The 16,385-nt window shown below is 64.6% G+C and carries 6 protein-coding genes; all 6 read left to right on the top strand.

Annotated features, from left to right (window positions below):
• Positions 1-40 precede the first annotated feature (40 nt).
• Positions 41-955 carry a biotin--[acetyl-CoA-carboxylase] ligase gene (locus tag HMI59_RS14650; RefSeq protein ID WP_193591706.1) on the top strand — a complete coding sequence of 305 codons (915 nt, stop codon included), beginning with the start codon at positions 41-43 and terminating at the stop codon, positions 953-955.
• The gene (locus HMI59_RS14645; protein ID WP_193591705.1) at positions 948-1,547 is read left to right on the top strand and encodes a PH domain-containing protein; all 600 of its coding nucleotides are present in this window, start codon (positions 948-950) and stop codon (positions 1,545-1,547) included. Before HMI59_RS14650 ends, HMI59_RS14645 begins: the two co-directional genes overlap by 8 nt.
• On the top strand, positions 1,537-2,709 hold the full coding sequence (locus HMI59_RS14640; protein ID WP_193591704.1) for an adenylate/guanylate cyclase domain-containing protein: 1,173 nt from the start codon (positions 1,537-1,539) through the stop codon (positions 2,707-2,709). The genes HMI59_RS14645 and HMI59_RS14640 overlap by 11 nt, the downstream gene beginning before the upstream one ends.
• A gap of 129 nt (positions 2,710-2,838) precedes the next feature.
• Entirely contained in the window at positions 2,839-8,970 is a 6,132-nt protein-coding gene (locus HMI59_RS14635) for an Ig-like domain-containing protein (RefSeq protein ID WP_193591703.1), read from the top strand.
• A 250-nt stretch (positions 8,971-9,220) separates the two neighbouring features.
• Positions 9,221-15,322, top strand: a complete 6,102-nt coding sequence (locus HMI59_RS14630; protein WP_193591702.1) for an Ig-like domain-containing protein — start codon at positions 9,221-9,223, stop codon at positions 15,320-15,322.
• 70 nt (positions 15,323-15,392) lie between these two features.
• Positions 15,393-16,364 (top strand): MoxR family ATPase, encoded by a 972-nt coding sequence (locus tag HMI59_RS14625; RefSeq protein ID WP_193591701.1) that lies wholly within the window; start codon positions 15,393-15,395, stop codon positions 16,362-16,364.
• Positions 16,365-16,385: the final 21 nt, after the last annotated feature.

The following is a 16,385-nucleotide window of genomic DNA, read 5'->3' as shown; positions in this document are numbered from 1 at the left end:
GAGGAGAGCCTGGAGCTCCTTGACTGGATAGGATTCAGCTATGGATGCCCAACAGCCCGCCCCACGTGAAAGCCCCGGTTCCGGGGAAAACCCCGCACTGGATCAGCGGTCGCTGTTGGCGCCTGATTTCCTGTCCGCTACCGGCATCTCCCGCCTCGACGTCGTGGAGTCCACCGGGTCCACCAATACCGACCTGGTGCGCGCCGTGACCATGGAACCCAAAAAATGGGCAGACCTGGCCGTCCTGACCGCAGAGCACCAGACCGCTGCGCGAGGCCGGTTGGACCGGCACTGGGAATCCCCTGAACGCTCCGCAGTTTCTGTTTCCATGGTGCTGCGGCCCGTCACGGCGGACGGCATGCCGGTCCCCACCCAAAGCTATTCATGGTTGTCCCTCCTGGCTGCCATCGCGCTGCGGGAAGCGCTGCAGGAGACGGCAGGCGTGAAGGCGCAGATCAAGTGGCCCAACGATGTCCTGGTCAACGGGCGCAAGATCGCCGGCATCCTGGCGCAACTAACGGCGCTTGGCGACGGCTCCGTACCTGCCGTCATCCTGGGTGTCGGCCTTAATGTCACCCTGACTGAGGACCAACTGCCCGTCCCGACGGCCACGTCGCTTGCCCTCGAAGGTAGCACGACGACGGATCGAACGGCGTTGCTGAAGGGTTACCTGACGCACTTCACCAGGCTGTACCGCAGCTTCTGCAATGCCGAGGGCGATCCGCACGCCGGGCTCGCAGGTGGTCCGTCTCTGCATAAGAGGGTGGAATCGGCCATGATCACCCTGGGCCGCGAAGTGCGGGCCCACCTGCCGGGCGACCATGAGCTGGTGGGACACGCCTCGCGCCTGGACGACCACGGATCGTTGCTGGTGGTGGACCACGGCGGGCGGGAGCATGTGGTGACTGCGGGGGATGTGGTGCACCTGCGTGCCACAGAAAGCGGTTATGCGTAAAGAACTGCTTCCGGGGGAGCAGGTCCTGACCATCACGCGCCAGCAGGCCCGTTCACTCGTTTTTCCGGCGCTGGTCTTCGTCCTGGTTCCGGCACTGGCAGGATACGCATGTGCTTGGATTATCAAGGGGAATCCACAGCGCCTGGCCCCGTTCATCACGGCGGCCTGGACTCCTTGGCTCGTAGGAGCCTGCCTTGGCCTGGCGGCATGGGTCCTGCTCGCATATTGCCTCAAACGGGTGCTGCGCTGGCATTCCGTTCGCTACATCCTGACCAGCCGCAGGGTCCTGGCCAAGTCCGGAATGTTCCGCCGCGGTGAGTGGCAGGTGTCCTTGATGGCTGTCCGGAATGTGGGAATCGAACAGGGCATGATCCAGCGGTCCTTGCGCTCGGGGAATATATCCTTGGATACCGGGCACTCGGGGATTTACCTGTTGAAGGATGTCCCGGAAGTCGGGAAATTCCGGGGCTTCATTCTTGATGCCATGGACCAGCTGCCCCGGGGCGAGGTTCTTGAAGGTGAAGTTCTGCCGGATGTCGATGTGAGTGGTTTGCCGTGGGAAGTGAGAGAAGGTGGAAGAGATGAGCGTTGAGGATCAGTCCGACGAGGACCTGGACCAGGAGTTCGACGCCGTACCCGAACCTTCAGAGAATGAAGACGCGGTACCGGAACCAGCCAAGGCCATACCCACCGGACCCCCTACCGGTGTCATGTCCGCAGAGCGCCTCGCGATCAAAGCGCTGGAAGCCAGGTTGCTGGGCGGTGAACGCAAGCTCCGCCGTCGTGAGATTGCTGCCGGTGCCGGCGTGTCGGTGCTTTCTGCCCGAAAACTGTGGCGCGCTCTCGGATTTCCAAACTTCGGTGACGACGACGTTGCCTTCACTGAGCGCGACCAGGCTGCCCTGACAACCATTCTTGACCTCGTCCGTGCCGGTCTCCTGACGGAAGAAGCCGCGATCTCCATCACCCGTTCCATTGGCCAGATGACGGACCGCATGGTGGTCTGGCAGATCGAGGCCCTGGTGGAGGACATGGTCCAGGAACAAGGGATCAGCGATGCCGTGGCGCGCAAGCAGTTGGTGGGCCAGCTGCCTGCCCTGGTGGATTCGCTGGAGGAGATCCTCGTCTACTCCTACCGCCGCCAGCTCAATGCCGGTGTGCAGCGGCTGGCAGTCAGGGCGGAAGCCGGACTGCAGGCCAGCGAAGAGGGCCGCGAAGGCGACGAAGACGATTCGCCGTTGCCGTTGGCCCGTGCGGTGGGCTTCGCGGACCTGGTCTCCTACACCAGCCTCTCCCGGCGCATGAACGAGAAGACGCTGGCGCAGATGGTGCAGCGTTTCGAGAACAAGTGTGCCGAGATCATTTCCATTGGCGGCGGTCGGCTGGTCAAGACAGTCGGTGACGAAGTCCTGTACATTGCCGAGACGCCTGCGGCCGGTGCGGAGATCTCCCTTGCCCTGGCCCAGGCCTTCACGGAGGATGAGATCCTCCCGCAGGCGAGGGTCTCCATGGTCTGGGGGCGCATCCTTTCCCGCCTTGGCGACATCTACGGGCCCACGGTCAACCTCGCCGCACGGCTCACCAGCCTGGCGCAGCCCGGCACTGTGCTGGTTGATGCCATGACCGCGGCCGCCCTTGGCCAGGATGAACGCTTTGTGTTGATCCCGCAGGCCTCGGAAAACGTCCGCGGCTTCGGGGAGATCCACCCCGTCATGCTGGCCCGCGGCCGGGGCAAAGGGCTCGTCCTGGACTGAGTGGAGGGGCGGCAGTAGTCCAGGTCACATCTTCGCAAATCGATGGATTAACCCGGTAGGCTTGGGGACTGTTCGCGTCAAGCCAGCCGCGCGGAGGGTGACGGCTGCCTACTTAACCGGGGGAAGTCCATGGCTCCGAGCAGGAGGCCCGCCCAACGAGCGCCCAAGCGGCAATCATCACGGAAGCGGCACGCCAGGATCCTGGGTGTCACCGCCTTCACGGCAGCTGCGGCTGTGCTTGTAACCGGAGCCATCCTCTACCCGGGTTTCAAAACCACCGAGGTGGACCTCAACGACGGCGGCGTCTGGGTTGTCAGCAAATCGAAGAACGCCGCCGGCCGGCTGAATTACCCTTCAAAATCCCTCGACGGTGCCGTCACTCCGGCCAGCGACGACTTCGAGATCCTTCAACAGGCAAGCGACATCTTCATTGACGACGCCGGCGGGGCGACGATCAACCCGGTCAGCGCCGCCAACATGCGCCTGGGCGGGGACCAGCAGCTTCCGGGAGCGGCCCACGTCAGCTTCGGCAGCAAAGTCCTGGCCGTCACTGATTCAGCCAAGGGCAAAGTGTGGGCCGTTTCGCCCACCTCCTTGGGCGGCTTCAGCGATGAATCCACGCCATTGTTCGAACAGTCCCAAGGCATCACGTCCGTTGTGGGGACGGACGACACCATCCACACCCTGGACCCCAAAGCAGGGAAGCTTACCGCCACCACAGTGGATGCGGACGGCAACGTCGTCGACTCGCAGGTCCGCTCCGACGATTCCCTCAAAGCCGACGGCGACGTGCAGCTCACGGCCGTTGGCGGCAAGGCGGTTGTGCTGAACCAGGCCAACGGCAACATCATCCTGCCGGGCGGTTCAGTGGTCCATCTCGCCGATGCCAGGGACGCCAAGCTGCAGCAGGCCGGTCCGGAGGCCGGCACCGTGGCCATCGCCACGAAGGATGCCCTGTTGCTGCAGCCCTTGGACGGCGGCACGGCCACAACCGTTCGTGCCGACGGGCAAGGGACCCCGGCGGCGCCTGTCCATGTGGGTACGTGCACTTACGGGGCGTGGTCCGGGGCCAACAAGTACGTCCGGGAGTGCAGCAATGAAGCCGACAACCGCCGCGCCGACGTGCCCCAGGCGAGTGCGTCGCCGTCGTACGTTTTCCGGGTCAACCGCGACCTCGTGGTCCTCAACGACGTCAACTCGGGCAACGTCTGGATGGTCAACCAGAACATGCAGCTGGTGAACAACTGGGACGATGTCATTCCGCCCCAGCAGACCTCGGACGATGCAGACAAGGACTCCGCCGACGAAGTCCAGCAAACAGTCCTTCCGGATCGCAGCAAGCCGAACACCCCGCCGGTGGCCAAACCCGATTCCTTCGGAGTGCGCGCCGGGAAGACCACCATCCTGCCGGTACTGGACAATGATGCCGATTCCGACGGCGACGTCCTGACCGTCAGTGCGGCCGAACCGCTCAAATCGGGAGCATTGTCCCCGGTTTACGGGGGGACGGGTTTCCAGATTGCGGTGCCGGCCGGCACCACAGGCACCGAAACCTTCAAATACTCCGTGGACGACGGCCGCGGAGGAACCGCTGCCACCGAGGTGGACCTGCGGGTGGTGCCGCCGGAGGAAAACAACGCGCCGCAGCCCAAGCCAAACCGCAACAACACGCTGGTGGTGCAGGCCGGCAAGATAGCCAACCAGTACATCCTGACGGATTGGATCGATCCCGACGGCGACGACATCTTTGCCGTGTCGGCCTCGAGCAGCGATCCTGCCGACCAGGTCCGGATCAGGCCCGACGGCCTGCTGACTTTCCAGGATTCCGGAACCGGTCCCGGCCGCAAGACCATCACGGTGACGGTGTCGGACGGCACCGACAGTACCGATGGGCAGGTCGTCGTGGACGTCCGCGCCCCCGGAGCCCTGCCGCCCATCGCCAACGCTGACCACGTCGTTGCGGTGGCCGGCCAGGACACCGTGATTGCGCCGCTCAAGAACGACACCGATCCCCAGGGCGGAACGCTCCGCCTGGCGCAGGCCCAACCCGATGGGCAGTCCACGGCGGTCATCGGGCCTGACCAGCAGACGTTCACGTTCAACTCCGGTGCCGTAGGCGCCCACTACGTGACCTACATGGTGACGAACGGGCCAGCGAGCGCGCAGCAGTTGGTCCGGGTAGACGTGGTCTCGGGAAACAGCGATGACGCGCCGGTTGCCGTGCGGGATATTGCCCTCCTGCCGAGCGGAGGCAGCACAGTGGTTGATGTCCTCGGCAACGACTCGGACCCGGCTGGAGGCGTGTTGGTGGTGCAGTCGGTGACGGCCGTGGACGGCCTGCCCGTCAGCGTGGCCGTACTGGACCACTCGGTCGTGAAGATCACTGACATCCGCGCCGAAGGCCAGCTGTCGCTGAAGTACACCATCTCCAACGGCAAGGCTTCTGCAACCGGTGACATCTCGGTCCAGGTGGTGCCGGCGCCCACCAAGCTCCAGGCGCCGCAGGCAAAGCCCGACGACGTCACGGTGCGGGCAGGCGACGTGGTGACCATCCCGGTGCTGGAAAATGATGCGGATCCCAACGGGGGCGAACTCACCCTGGACCCGGTCCTCGCACAGCAGCCGGACGAGGCGGACGGCCGGATGTTCGTGGCCGGCAAGACCCTCCGTTTCATTGCCGGAGAAGAGGCCAAGACCGTCTACGCGATCTACAAGGTCACCAACGCTTCCGGCCAATCGGATTCCCAACAGGTCACCATCCGGATCAGGGCCCGGGACGACGCCACCAACACCCGGCCGGAGCCGAAGAACCTGACGGCCCGTGCGGTGGCGGGAATGACAGTCAAGATCCCTGTTCCGCTGGATGGCATCGACGCCGACGGAGACTCGGTCCAGGTGATCGGCATCGACAAAGCCCCGTCCCTGGGGACCGCCGTACTCCGCGACGGCTACCTGGAGTACACGGCCGGCGGTAAATCGGCGGGGACCGACACCTTCAGCTACCGCGTGAAGGACCGCATCGGCGCGGAAAATACCGGCAACGTCATTGTCGGTATCGCGCCGGCGGAAGCAGACAACCAAAAGCCAATAGCAGTGGATGACGCCATCGACGTGCGTCCAGGGCGGCGCGTCGCCGTCGATGTCCTCAACAACGATTCCGACCCCGACGGCGACCCCATCGGCTTGGTGCCGACGTTCGATGCCAAACCCGGGCTGGAGGTCGAAGCCGTTGCCGGTAAAGCGGTGTTGACCGCGCCGGGTACCGCCGGCGTGGAGAGTATCGGCTACCGGATCCAGGATGACAAGAAGGCCGAAGCAAGTGCCGTGATCCGCGTCCAGACCAGTCCGTCGGCCCCGCTGCATGCACCGATCGCCGTTGATGACCATGTGACCCTCGCGGAGACGTTGGGGAAGACCGCGGTGGACGTGCCCGTCCTGAAGAATGATTCCGATCCTGACGGGGTAGCCGAAGACCTCAAGATCTCCTTGCCTGACGGCAACCCCAACGCCCGTGTGGGCACCTCGGGAAACGTGGTGGTCACGCTGGCGCCCCAGGACCAGCTCATTCCGTACACAGTGACGGACATTGACGGCCAAACGGCCACGGCTGTCATGTGGATTCCCGGACAGGGCCTCCAGTACCCGACCCTTTCCAAGACCGACGTCGTGGAAGTCACCGCGGGCAAGGAAGTGACGCTGTCACTGAAGGAGTGGGTCAAGGTCCGTGACGGCCGCAGCCCGCGGATCACGGTGGCGGACAAGATCAAGGTCCAGGGCGGTGACCCGCTGAATGTCATTGCGGGCGACGGCGGTGCCCTTCGCTACGCTGCGCAGGCGGACTACGTGGGTCCCGGCTCTGTGACGTTCGAGGTCACGGACGGTTCCGGTCCCGACGATCCCGAGGGGCTGAAGTCCACGCTCACCATCATGACCAAGGTCCTGCCGGATCCCAATGCCAACCATCCGCCGACCTTCAGCGGTGCCGTCATCGACGCTCCGCAGGGCGATGTCACCGAACTGGACCTGTCGAACCTCGCCGGCGACGTGGATGAGCAGGACCAGGGCAAACTGAAGTTCGAATTCGACGGCCAGCAGCCCGGCGGGTTCGAGGCCCGGATCGACGGCACGGTCCTGAAAATCACGCCCGGCGGATCCCTCAACCCGGGCGCACGCGGCGTGGTGCCGCTGAAGGTGACCGACGGCCGGTCCGATCCGGTCCGTGCGGCCGTGACCGTCACGGTGGTGTCCTCCAACCGGCCCAAACCGGTGGCCAACGACGACGCCGTGGAGAAGGCCGATGCCGGCAAGCCGCAAACCGTCAATGTGCTCGGCAATGACTTCAATCCGTTCAGCGAGCCGTTGGGCATCGTGTCCGCGGTGGTGGAGATGGGTTCAGCCGGGCAGCCCGAAATCTCGGGCGACTCCATCACGGTGACGCCGTCCGCGGGCTCAAAGGGCGTGCTGGTAGTCCGCTACACCATCAAGGACAAGACTGACGATCCGAGCCGCCAGGCAGTGGGCCGCGTCCGCATCACTGTCCGGGATAAGCCCGATGCTCCTTCCGCGCCTGCTGCCACCGATGTCCGGAGCCGCACCGCCGTCCTCAAGTGGGCCCCGCCGTCGGACAACGGCGCAGTCATCACCAAATACACCGTGAAGGCTGCGGGATTCCAACAGGAATGCCCCACCACCACCTGCACCCTGACGGGGCTCACCAACAACGTGAGCTACGTATTCACCGTGACGGCCACCAACGAGGTCGGAGAGTCCGGTGCGTCGCCGGCTTCCAACGAGATCAAGCCTGACGAAAAGCCGTCCCCGCCGGACGCTCCCGCCGTGAAAGCCGGGGACAAGGACCTGGCCATCACGTGGACCCCCGCGAAGACCGAGGGCTCACCCGTCAAGCACTACAACCTTGAGATTTCCCCGCCCCCGGGCAACGGAGTGGCGGTCAAGAACGAGGTCACCGGACTCTCCTACACCTGGACCGGACTCACCAACGGAGTCAACTACAAGGTTCGGGCCCAGGCGGTCAACGAGCTCGGACCTTCCGACTGGAGCCTGTACTCCGCCGAAGACCACCCGGCCGGTCTCCCCGGCGCCCCGGCGGCGCCCACCACCGCCGTCGTGTCTTCCGTGGGTTCGCAGAACCAGCTCCGGGCTGACTGGACAGAGCCGGACATCAACGGCGACCCCATCAAGAACTACTACGTCACCATGAGCGGCGGCAGCGGCGCTACGCAGACGCAGACCGTTCCGGGCAATACCCGTACAGCTACCTTCACGGCGAATAACTCGGAATCCGGCTACACGTTCACTGTTCAGGCCGAGAACAAGGCCGGCAAGGGTGCGGTCAGTGCGGCCTCTGCTCCACGGCGGGCAACCGGCAAGCTGGGAACCGTGGGCAACGTCAGTGCCACACCGGCCAACACCGGGGGAGCAGGCGGCCAGCTCACCATCAACTTCACAGTGTTGAACCAAGCCCAACGCAACGGTTCAAGCGCCAATGAAGTCAGTTACACCTACCGCGCCAGCACCGGCCAGTCCGGCCCCATCCAACCGGGGCAGACCGTTGGAGGTTTCGCCAATGGCCAGGCCATCAGCATCACGGTGACTGCCCAATCTTCCGTTGCACCGAGCTCGGATGCGAGTGCTCCCGCTACGGCCACGCCGTATGGTTCGCCCGGAACGCCGTCGGCATCGGGAACGAACGGTGCGATGAATGATCCCTCGGTCACCCTCAATTGGTCCTCGCCCTCAACATCCACCAATGACGTCAAGACCACCAAGATCAGGATCAACGGCGGCGCGTGGGAGACGGTTGCGGCATCCGGCAGCCGGACTATCAATACCGGCGGCTACGAACAAACACGGACCATTGACGTGCAGACCTTCAACTCCCTGGGTACCGGTGGGCCGGTAGCCAGCGCCAGCGCCACATCCGGCAAGAAGGGGGAATGGACCACCACCATGAACCCCGGTGCCGTGGAACGATCCTGCAGTTACACCCTTGGTGGAGCCAATTACGATCCAAACAGGTTCACGTGTGACGGCAAGGGCGGCAACCAGCCGCCATGGATGTACACCTCGGATCAAGGGAAGATTGTTGTCCGTTGCTACATCGACCAGTCGGATGGCTGGGTGGGCATGCAGCGTTGGTGGCGCATTGAATCAGGCTCCTACCGGAACGTAGGCCGGTACATCATTGCAGGTCACACCTATCTGGGTGATCCAGCAGGCATCGGAGCGCCCCGATGCTGACCCGTCGCAAGGCCGGCAACAGGGGAGAGGTCCCCATCGCCGCGACCGGGACTAAGACAGTATGCTGTCAAAGCCATTGGAGAGTCCGGTATCGGCTTTCCATGATGGGCCGTGTGGTGAGTGGGATAGTCTTAGGGACTGAAAATTCCGCCGCCGTATGGGGGTACTGCGGAATGAACGGCTGCCGGCGATTGCCGGTGGGCTCGGAAGCTGCTCGGGGCGGCTGCTATAAAAAGGGAATTTTGGGGTCGTGACTTCTTTCTTCGGCAAGCTGGGGCTGAAAAAGCGTCGAAACAGAAAATTGGTGTCCGCAACCGCGGCAACGGCAGCAGGTGCCGTGCTGGTGGCGGCAGCTGTGCTGTACCCGGGATTCAAGACCACCGAGGTGGACTTGAACGACGGCGGCGTATGGGTTGTGAGCAAGACCAAGAACGCCGTGGGCCGGCTCAATTACCCTTCACGGGTACTGGACGGGGCGGTCACTCCGGCCAGCACCACCTTCGACGTGCTTCAGCACGACAGCAACGTGTTTGTCGACGACGAATCCGGCTCCACCATCAACCAGGTCTCCGCCGCGAACCTGAAACTTGGCGGCGATAAGCAGCTTCCGTCGTCGGCGCAGGTCAGCTACGGCTCCACGGTGCTCTCGGTCACTGATCCTGCCAAGGGCAAGGTCTGGGCGCTTTCTCCCTCCACCGTCAACGGGTTCGATGAAGAAGGGACCGAACCCGTCCTGACCGGTTCCCAAGGCCTCGTGTCCGCGGTTGGCAATGACAACCGTATTTACACCGCGGATCCGGGCAAGGGCGAGATCACCGTTACCACCGTGGACGTCAACGGGGAAAGGACCGCCTCGGAAGTCACCAAAGTCGATGAGCTCAAGGGCGCCGGGGACTTGCAACTGGCTGTCGTGGGAGACAATCCGGTGGCGCTGGATGCCGCGTCCGGCAACCTGTTCCTGCCGGGCGGGCGCAAGCTGCAACTGGCCGATGCCCGTGAGGCCAAGCTCCAGCAGACCAGCGCGGAAAGCGGCTTCGTGGCCATCTCCACCCGCAAGAACCTGCTGAAGCAGCCGCTGGACGGCTCCACTGCCGATACGGTCAGCGCCGACGGCGAAGGTGTTCCCGCCGCGCCCGTTCAGGTGGGCAAGTGCGTCCACGCCGCGTGGGCCGGAGCCAACAAATACGTGCGTGATTGCGAGAATGACGCAGACGACAAGAAGAACGACGTCCCCAAGGCAAGCGCTTCGCCCAACTACGTGTTCCGCGTCAACCGGGACCTGGTGGTCTTGAACGACATCAATTCGGGCAGCGTGTGGCTGGTCAACCAGAACATGCAATTGGTCAACAACTGGGACGAGGTTGTCCCGCCCAAGAACCAGTCCGACGACCAGGACCAGGAGTCCGCGGACAACAACACCATCAACGTCCTTCCGGACCGGACCAAACCCAACCGGGCACCCGAGACCAAGCCCGACGAGTTCGGAGTACGGCCCGGACGCACCACCATCCTCAGTGTCCTTGACAACGACTCGGACCCCGACGGTGACGTCCTGACAGCCGCCGTGGGTGCCAATGCCCCCAAGGCAGGTGCGCTGGAGAACATCTATGGAGGGTCGGCGTTCCAGATCAAGGTCCCTGCCGAGGCTAAGCCCGGCACGGAGACCTTCGACTACAACGCCTCCGACGGGCGTGGACTCTCCGCTGCCGGCAGGGTCACGCTGCGGGTCGTCGGTCCGGAAGAGAACAAACCGCCGTTCTTCAAGCGCGCTGAGCCCACCACCATGCTGGTGGAACAGGGCAAGTCCGTCAGCCAGAACATCCTGACTGACTGGATGGATCCCGACGGTGACGACCTCGTTCTGCTCGACGCCAAAGCCGACAACGAACAGGACCAGGTGAAGGTCCGGCGGGACGGCCTGCTGACTTACCAGGATTCCGGCGCTGCCCCGGGCAAGAAAAACGTCACCATCACCGTCTGGGATGGACGGGACACGACGACGGGCCGCGTGGTGGTCAACGTCCAGCCGCCGGGAGCTTTGGCGCCGGTGGTAAACGCCGACCACGTCACGGCTGTTGTGGGCCAGGACCTGGTGATCTCTCCGCTGAAGAACGACGTCGATCCCAACGGCGGCGCTTTGCGTGTTGCCCACGTGGAAGCGGCCGGCCAAGCCGAGCTGGGTCCCATTACCGACGGCGGGACGTTCACCTTCCGCAGCAACACCCCCGGACCGGTGTACCTGACGTATATCGCCAGCAACGGACCCCAGAGCAGCCAGGGGCTGATCCGGGTGGACGTTGAATCCGGCAAGGACACCGGCGCACCCGTTGCCGTCCATGACGTGGCATTGCTGCCTGTGGGCGGAAGTGTCCTGGTGGATCCCTTGGCCAACGACTCCGACCCGTCCGGGGGAGTGCTCGTTTTGCAATCGGTCACCGTTCCGGAGGGCTCATCAGCTTCGGTGAGCGTGATCGACCACAGCGTCCTGCGCATCACCGACGTCCTCGGCGCCAAGGAACCGTTCGTCTTCAGTTACACGATGTCCAACGGCCGGGCCTCGGCCACCGGCACGGTGGGCGTCGTCCCGGTGCCTGCACCCGCCGTCGTGGAGGCTCCCCAGCCCAAGCCGGACGAGGTCAACGTACGCGTGAACGACGTCGTGACCGTTCCGGTCCTGGACAACGACACGCACCCGCAGGGCCAGGAACTCACCGTTGATCCGGTGCTGGCCCAGACCGTTGCCGAGGAAGACGGCAAGGCTTTCATCTCCGAGAACACGCTCCGCTTCATCGCAGGCCCCACGCCCAAGACCGTCCGCGCCATTTACAACGCCGTCGATCCCCAGGGCCAGAAGAGCGCCGCAGCGGTGACTATCCACATCCTTCCGCTCGAAGGCGCGCAAAACTCCCGGCCGCAGCCGCAAAACCTGACGGCCCGCGTGGTTGCCGGTGGAACCGTTCGGATTCCCGTCCCGCTGGACGGCATCGATCCCGACGGCGACTCGGTCCAGCTCACCGGCATCGACAGCACGCCCACCATGGGAACCGCGACGGCGGGAAGCAACTTCATCGACTTCGTCGCTGCAGGCGACGGCGCAGGGACGGACACCTTCCGTTATAAGGTGATCGACCGGCAGGGTGCCGTCAACACCGGAACCGTAACGGTCGGCGTCGCACCCCGGGGCGAAAACAACCAGAAGCCCACCCCGGTGGACGACGAGGTCCAGGTTCGCCCGGGCCGCCAGATCGCCGTCGATGCGACAGCCAATGACACCGACCCTGATGGCGACCAGATCCGCATCCTGACCGACAGCATTGAGGCCGACGCCGCCCTGGACGCCCACGTGAGCAAGACCAGCGGCCGCATCCTTCTGACCGCTCCGGCGGCCGAAGGCACCGTCAACGTCCGCTACGCAGTGGCTGACGATCGCGATGCCGTAGGACAGGCCACCATTCGCGTGGTGGTCGAGAACGACGTCCCGCTGCAGGCGCCGATCGCCCGCGATGACCGCGTCACGTCCGCCCAGACCCTCGGCAAGACCGCCGTGGATGTTCCGGTGCTCAAGAATGACGAGGACCCGGACGGAGTGGGCGAGAACCTCAAGATCGCCACCGACTCGCCTACCGCACGGCCTGGTGCCGAGGGGAACGTCTTTGTGGAACTCACCGAGCAGCCGCAGCTGGTGCCCTACACCGTGGAGGACGTGGACGGACAGAAGTCCACGGCCATCATCTGGGTCCCCGGCGTCGGCCAGCAGGTGCCCACACTCGCCAAGGACGAGGTAGTGGAGCTGGTCTCCGGCCAGTCCGTCACTGTCAACCTCTCCGAGTGGGTGAAGGTCCGTGAGGGCAAGTCACCGCGGCTTACCCAGGCCGACCGCATCAAGCTCATCGGTTCCGACGGCAGCGATCCGATCGCCGGCAATGGAACCGCCATCAAGTACACCGCCGGTGCGGAGTATGTTGGCCCGGGTTCCATCAGCTTCGAGGTCACCGACGGTTCAGGCCCGGATGATCCCAACGGCTTGAAGTCCACGCTCAGCATCCGGACCAAGGTGCTGCCGGACCCGAACAAGAACAACCCGCCGGAGTTGCTGGGCAGCGACCTTGAAGTGCCCAAGGGTGACTCCGCGAGCCTGGACCTGGAAAAGCTGACGTCGGACCCGGACGCGGACGATGTCCGGAACATGAAGTATGAGCTGGTGGGTTCCGCGCCCGGCGGCTTCCGCGTGCAGCTCGACGGCAAGACGCTGAAGGCATCCGCCAACGATTCGGTGCAGATCGGCCAGGGCGGCACGGTGCAGGTCAAGGCCAAGGACCCTCGCGGACTCGAAGCCCTGGCGAGCTACAAGCTGACGCTGACGGCGTCCAACCGCCCCAAGCCGGTGGCAAATGACGACGTTGAGCCGGACGCACAGGCAGGCAAGCCTGTCACCGTCAATGTCCTTGCCAATGACTCCAACCCGTTCCCGGATACGGCCTTGAAGATCGTCTCCGCCGTGGTGGAAACCGGCGAGGGCGCGGCTGAACCCGGCGGCGACAGTGTGACGGTCACCCCTGGCGGCGGTTTCACGGGCACCATGGTGGTTGCGTACACCGTGTCCGATAAGACCGGGGAGCTGTCCCGCTACTCGACGGCCCGCATCCGCCTGACGGTGAAGGACAAGCCGGCTGCCCCCACCACGCCGTTGGCGCAGAGCGTGGGCGATCAAACGGCATTGCTGACCTGGACTGCGCCGGCAGACCGGGGCTCACCCATCACCAAGTACACCGTCTACGGCGAGGGCGGATTCAAGCAGGACTGCCCGGCCAACACGTGTACGTTGACTGGCCTGACCAACAACGTGAAGTACCACTTTGCCGTGACGGCCACCAACGCAATCAATGAATCCGAGCGTTCACCGGTGTCCGCGGAGGTCCGGCCCGACGTTAAGCCTGACACCCCCTTGGCTCCGACCCTCAAGTTCGGCGACAAGCAGTTGTCTGTCGCGTGGGTTCCGCCGGCCAGCAAGGGCTCTCCGGTGAAGTCGTACGACTTGGAGATCTCGCCTGCCCCTGCCGGGCAAAACCCGCAGATCCAGAATCTGACCGGGGCCAGCTACGTATGGAAGGGCCTGACGAACGGCGTGGCCTACAAGGTGCGCGTGCTTGCCAGGAACGATGCCAAGGAACCGTCCGAGTGGAGCCCCTATTCGGCGGCAGAAACGCCTGCCGGTGTTCCGGCGACGCCGTCGGCACCGTCGGTGTCCGGCGCCGGGTCCGTGGGCAACCAGAGCCAGCTGAAGGTCAGCTGGGCAGCCCCCAACAACAACGGTGACCCGGTCTCCGCCTACACGCTGACCACCTACCGTGGCGGCGCCGTCGTGACGACGCAGACTGTAGCGGCCACCTCACAGAACGTGACCGTCGCCAACTCCGAGGCCGACTACACGTTCACGGTCTCCGCCACCAACAAGGCCGGAGTCAGCGGTGTCAGCCAGCAATCGGCGGCGATCCGTGCCGCGGGCAAGCCAGGGACAGTTGGCAGCGGGTCGGTCAAGGAAACGGGTACCAGCGGCCAGCTGCAAGTGACCTTCACCCCGCTGACAGCGGCCGAACGCAACGGTTCCCAGGACAACGAGATCACCTACCGCTGGCAGACGGCGTCCGGTTCCGGACCCATCGCGCGCGGTGGCGGTGTGATCGGTGGACAGCCGAACGGTACCAACGTGGTGGTCAATATCATTGCCACCTCCGTGAAGAACAACATGGCCGGCGACGCCAAAGCAGTTGGAACCGGCAACCCCTACGGTCCGCCGAACGCGCCCAACGTCAGCGGTGGCAAATCGGCCAAGGGTGACGGCCAGGTGCACTGGACGTGGAACAACCCGGCCACCAACGGTCGCCCCTTGGATCACTTCGAAGTCTCGCTCGACGGCGGCGGCTGGACCAGCGTTGGCAAGGCAAACCGCTACGACGTTTCCGCCGGAGGTTGGGAGAAGACCCGCAGGCTGAACGTCCGTGCCGTCACGGTTGTGGCAGGACCGCCCAGTGGGAACGTGACGGCCACCAGCGGAGCAGACCCCACGCCACCGCCACCACCGCCGACGCCGTCGCAGATCCAGGTGGAAGCAGCCAGCGTCCGGACGTGCCCGGGTAAACCGGGCCTGCCCGACTCCTACACTCCCGGCAGCCCGGCCAAATGCGGCGTCGGTTGGGTAGAGCGCTCGTGGGGCAAGATCACCATCGACTGCACCAAGAACATCTATGGCGGTAGTACTGCCTGGTACCGCCTCAAGGGCAGCCCCAAGGATGGCTGGTACGTGAAGTCCACCACCGTGGACCTTTACGGACCCCGGCCCGGTGGTTGCTGATGACCCGCGTGGCACCACCGCACTCAACTCCACAAGAACACTTCGGACTGAAGAAAAGGACTCCCAAGCGATGACCATGACAAACGAGCAGGCCGCGTGGTTTGCAGAAACGTTCGAGAAGCTCGTTGCCAACGTGGGCCAGGCAGTCCTGGGCAAGGAACACGTCATCCGGTTGACGTTCACCGCAATGCTGGCCGAGGGCCACGTGCTGTTCGAGGATGCGCCGGGTACCGGTAAGACCTCGCTGGCACGTGCCCTCGCGGCGACGGTGCAAGGTTCCCACAACCGCATCCAGTTCACCCCTGACCTCCTGCCCTCGGACGTCACGGGTGTAACGATCTACGACCAGAAGACGCAGAAGTTCGAGTTCCACAAGGGGCCGGTGTTCAGCAACATCGTGCTCGCTGACGAAATCAACCGTGCGTCGCCGAAGACCCAGTCCGCCCTGTTGGAAGTCATGGAGGAGTCCCGGGTGACCGTGGATGGCACCACGTACGACGCCGGCCGGCCGTTCATGGTCCTGGCGACCCAGAACCCGATCGAGCAGGCGGGCACCTACCGCCTGCCGGAAGCACAGCTGGACCGCTTCCTCATCAAGACTTCCATCGGCTACCCGGACCACGCCTCCACGGTGCGTCTGTTGGGCGGGAGCAACCTGAAGGACCGCTCCAGGGATCTCTCGGCGATCATCACCACCCAGGCTGTGGCCGACATGGCCGACCTCGCCGCTACCACCCACGTGGACACTGCAGTGCTTGAGTACATCTCGCGCCTCTGTGAGGAGACCCGCAACGCTTCCGAGACGCGCCTTGGCGTCTCCGTCCGTGGTGCCTTGGCGATGGTTCGCGCCGCCAAGGTGTGGGCAGCAAGCCAGGGACGCAACTTCGTCCTGCCGGATGACGTCAAGGAACTGGCGCCCGTCGTGTGGACGCACCGCTTGGTCATGGACCCGGAGGCTGAGTTCTCCGGCGCCACGCCCGAGGTAGTCCTGACGCGTGTCCTGGCTGACGTAGCCGCGCCGCAGCAACGCGCCAGCGCATAGTTCCTGCAGCTTCACACCCGC

The organism is Paenarthrobacter sp. YJN-5 (assembly GCF_015040095.1).
Lineage (GTDB): Bacteria > Actinomycetota > Actinomycetes > Actinomycetales > Micrococcaceae > Arthrobacter > Arthrobacter ureafaciens.
The sequence above is the reverse complement of the archived record's forward strand: the minus strand, read 5'-3'. Positions and strand labels throughout refer to the sequence as shown.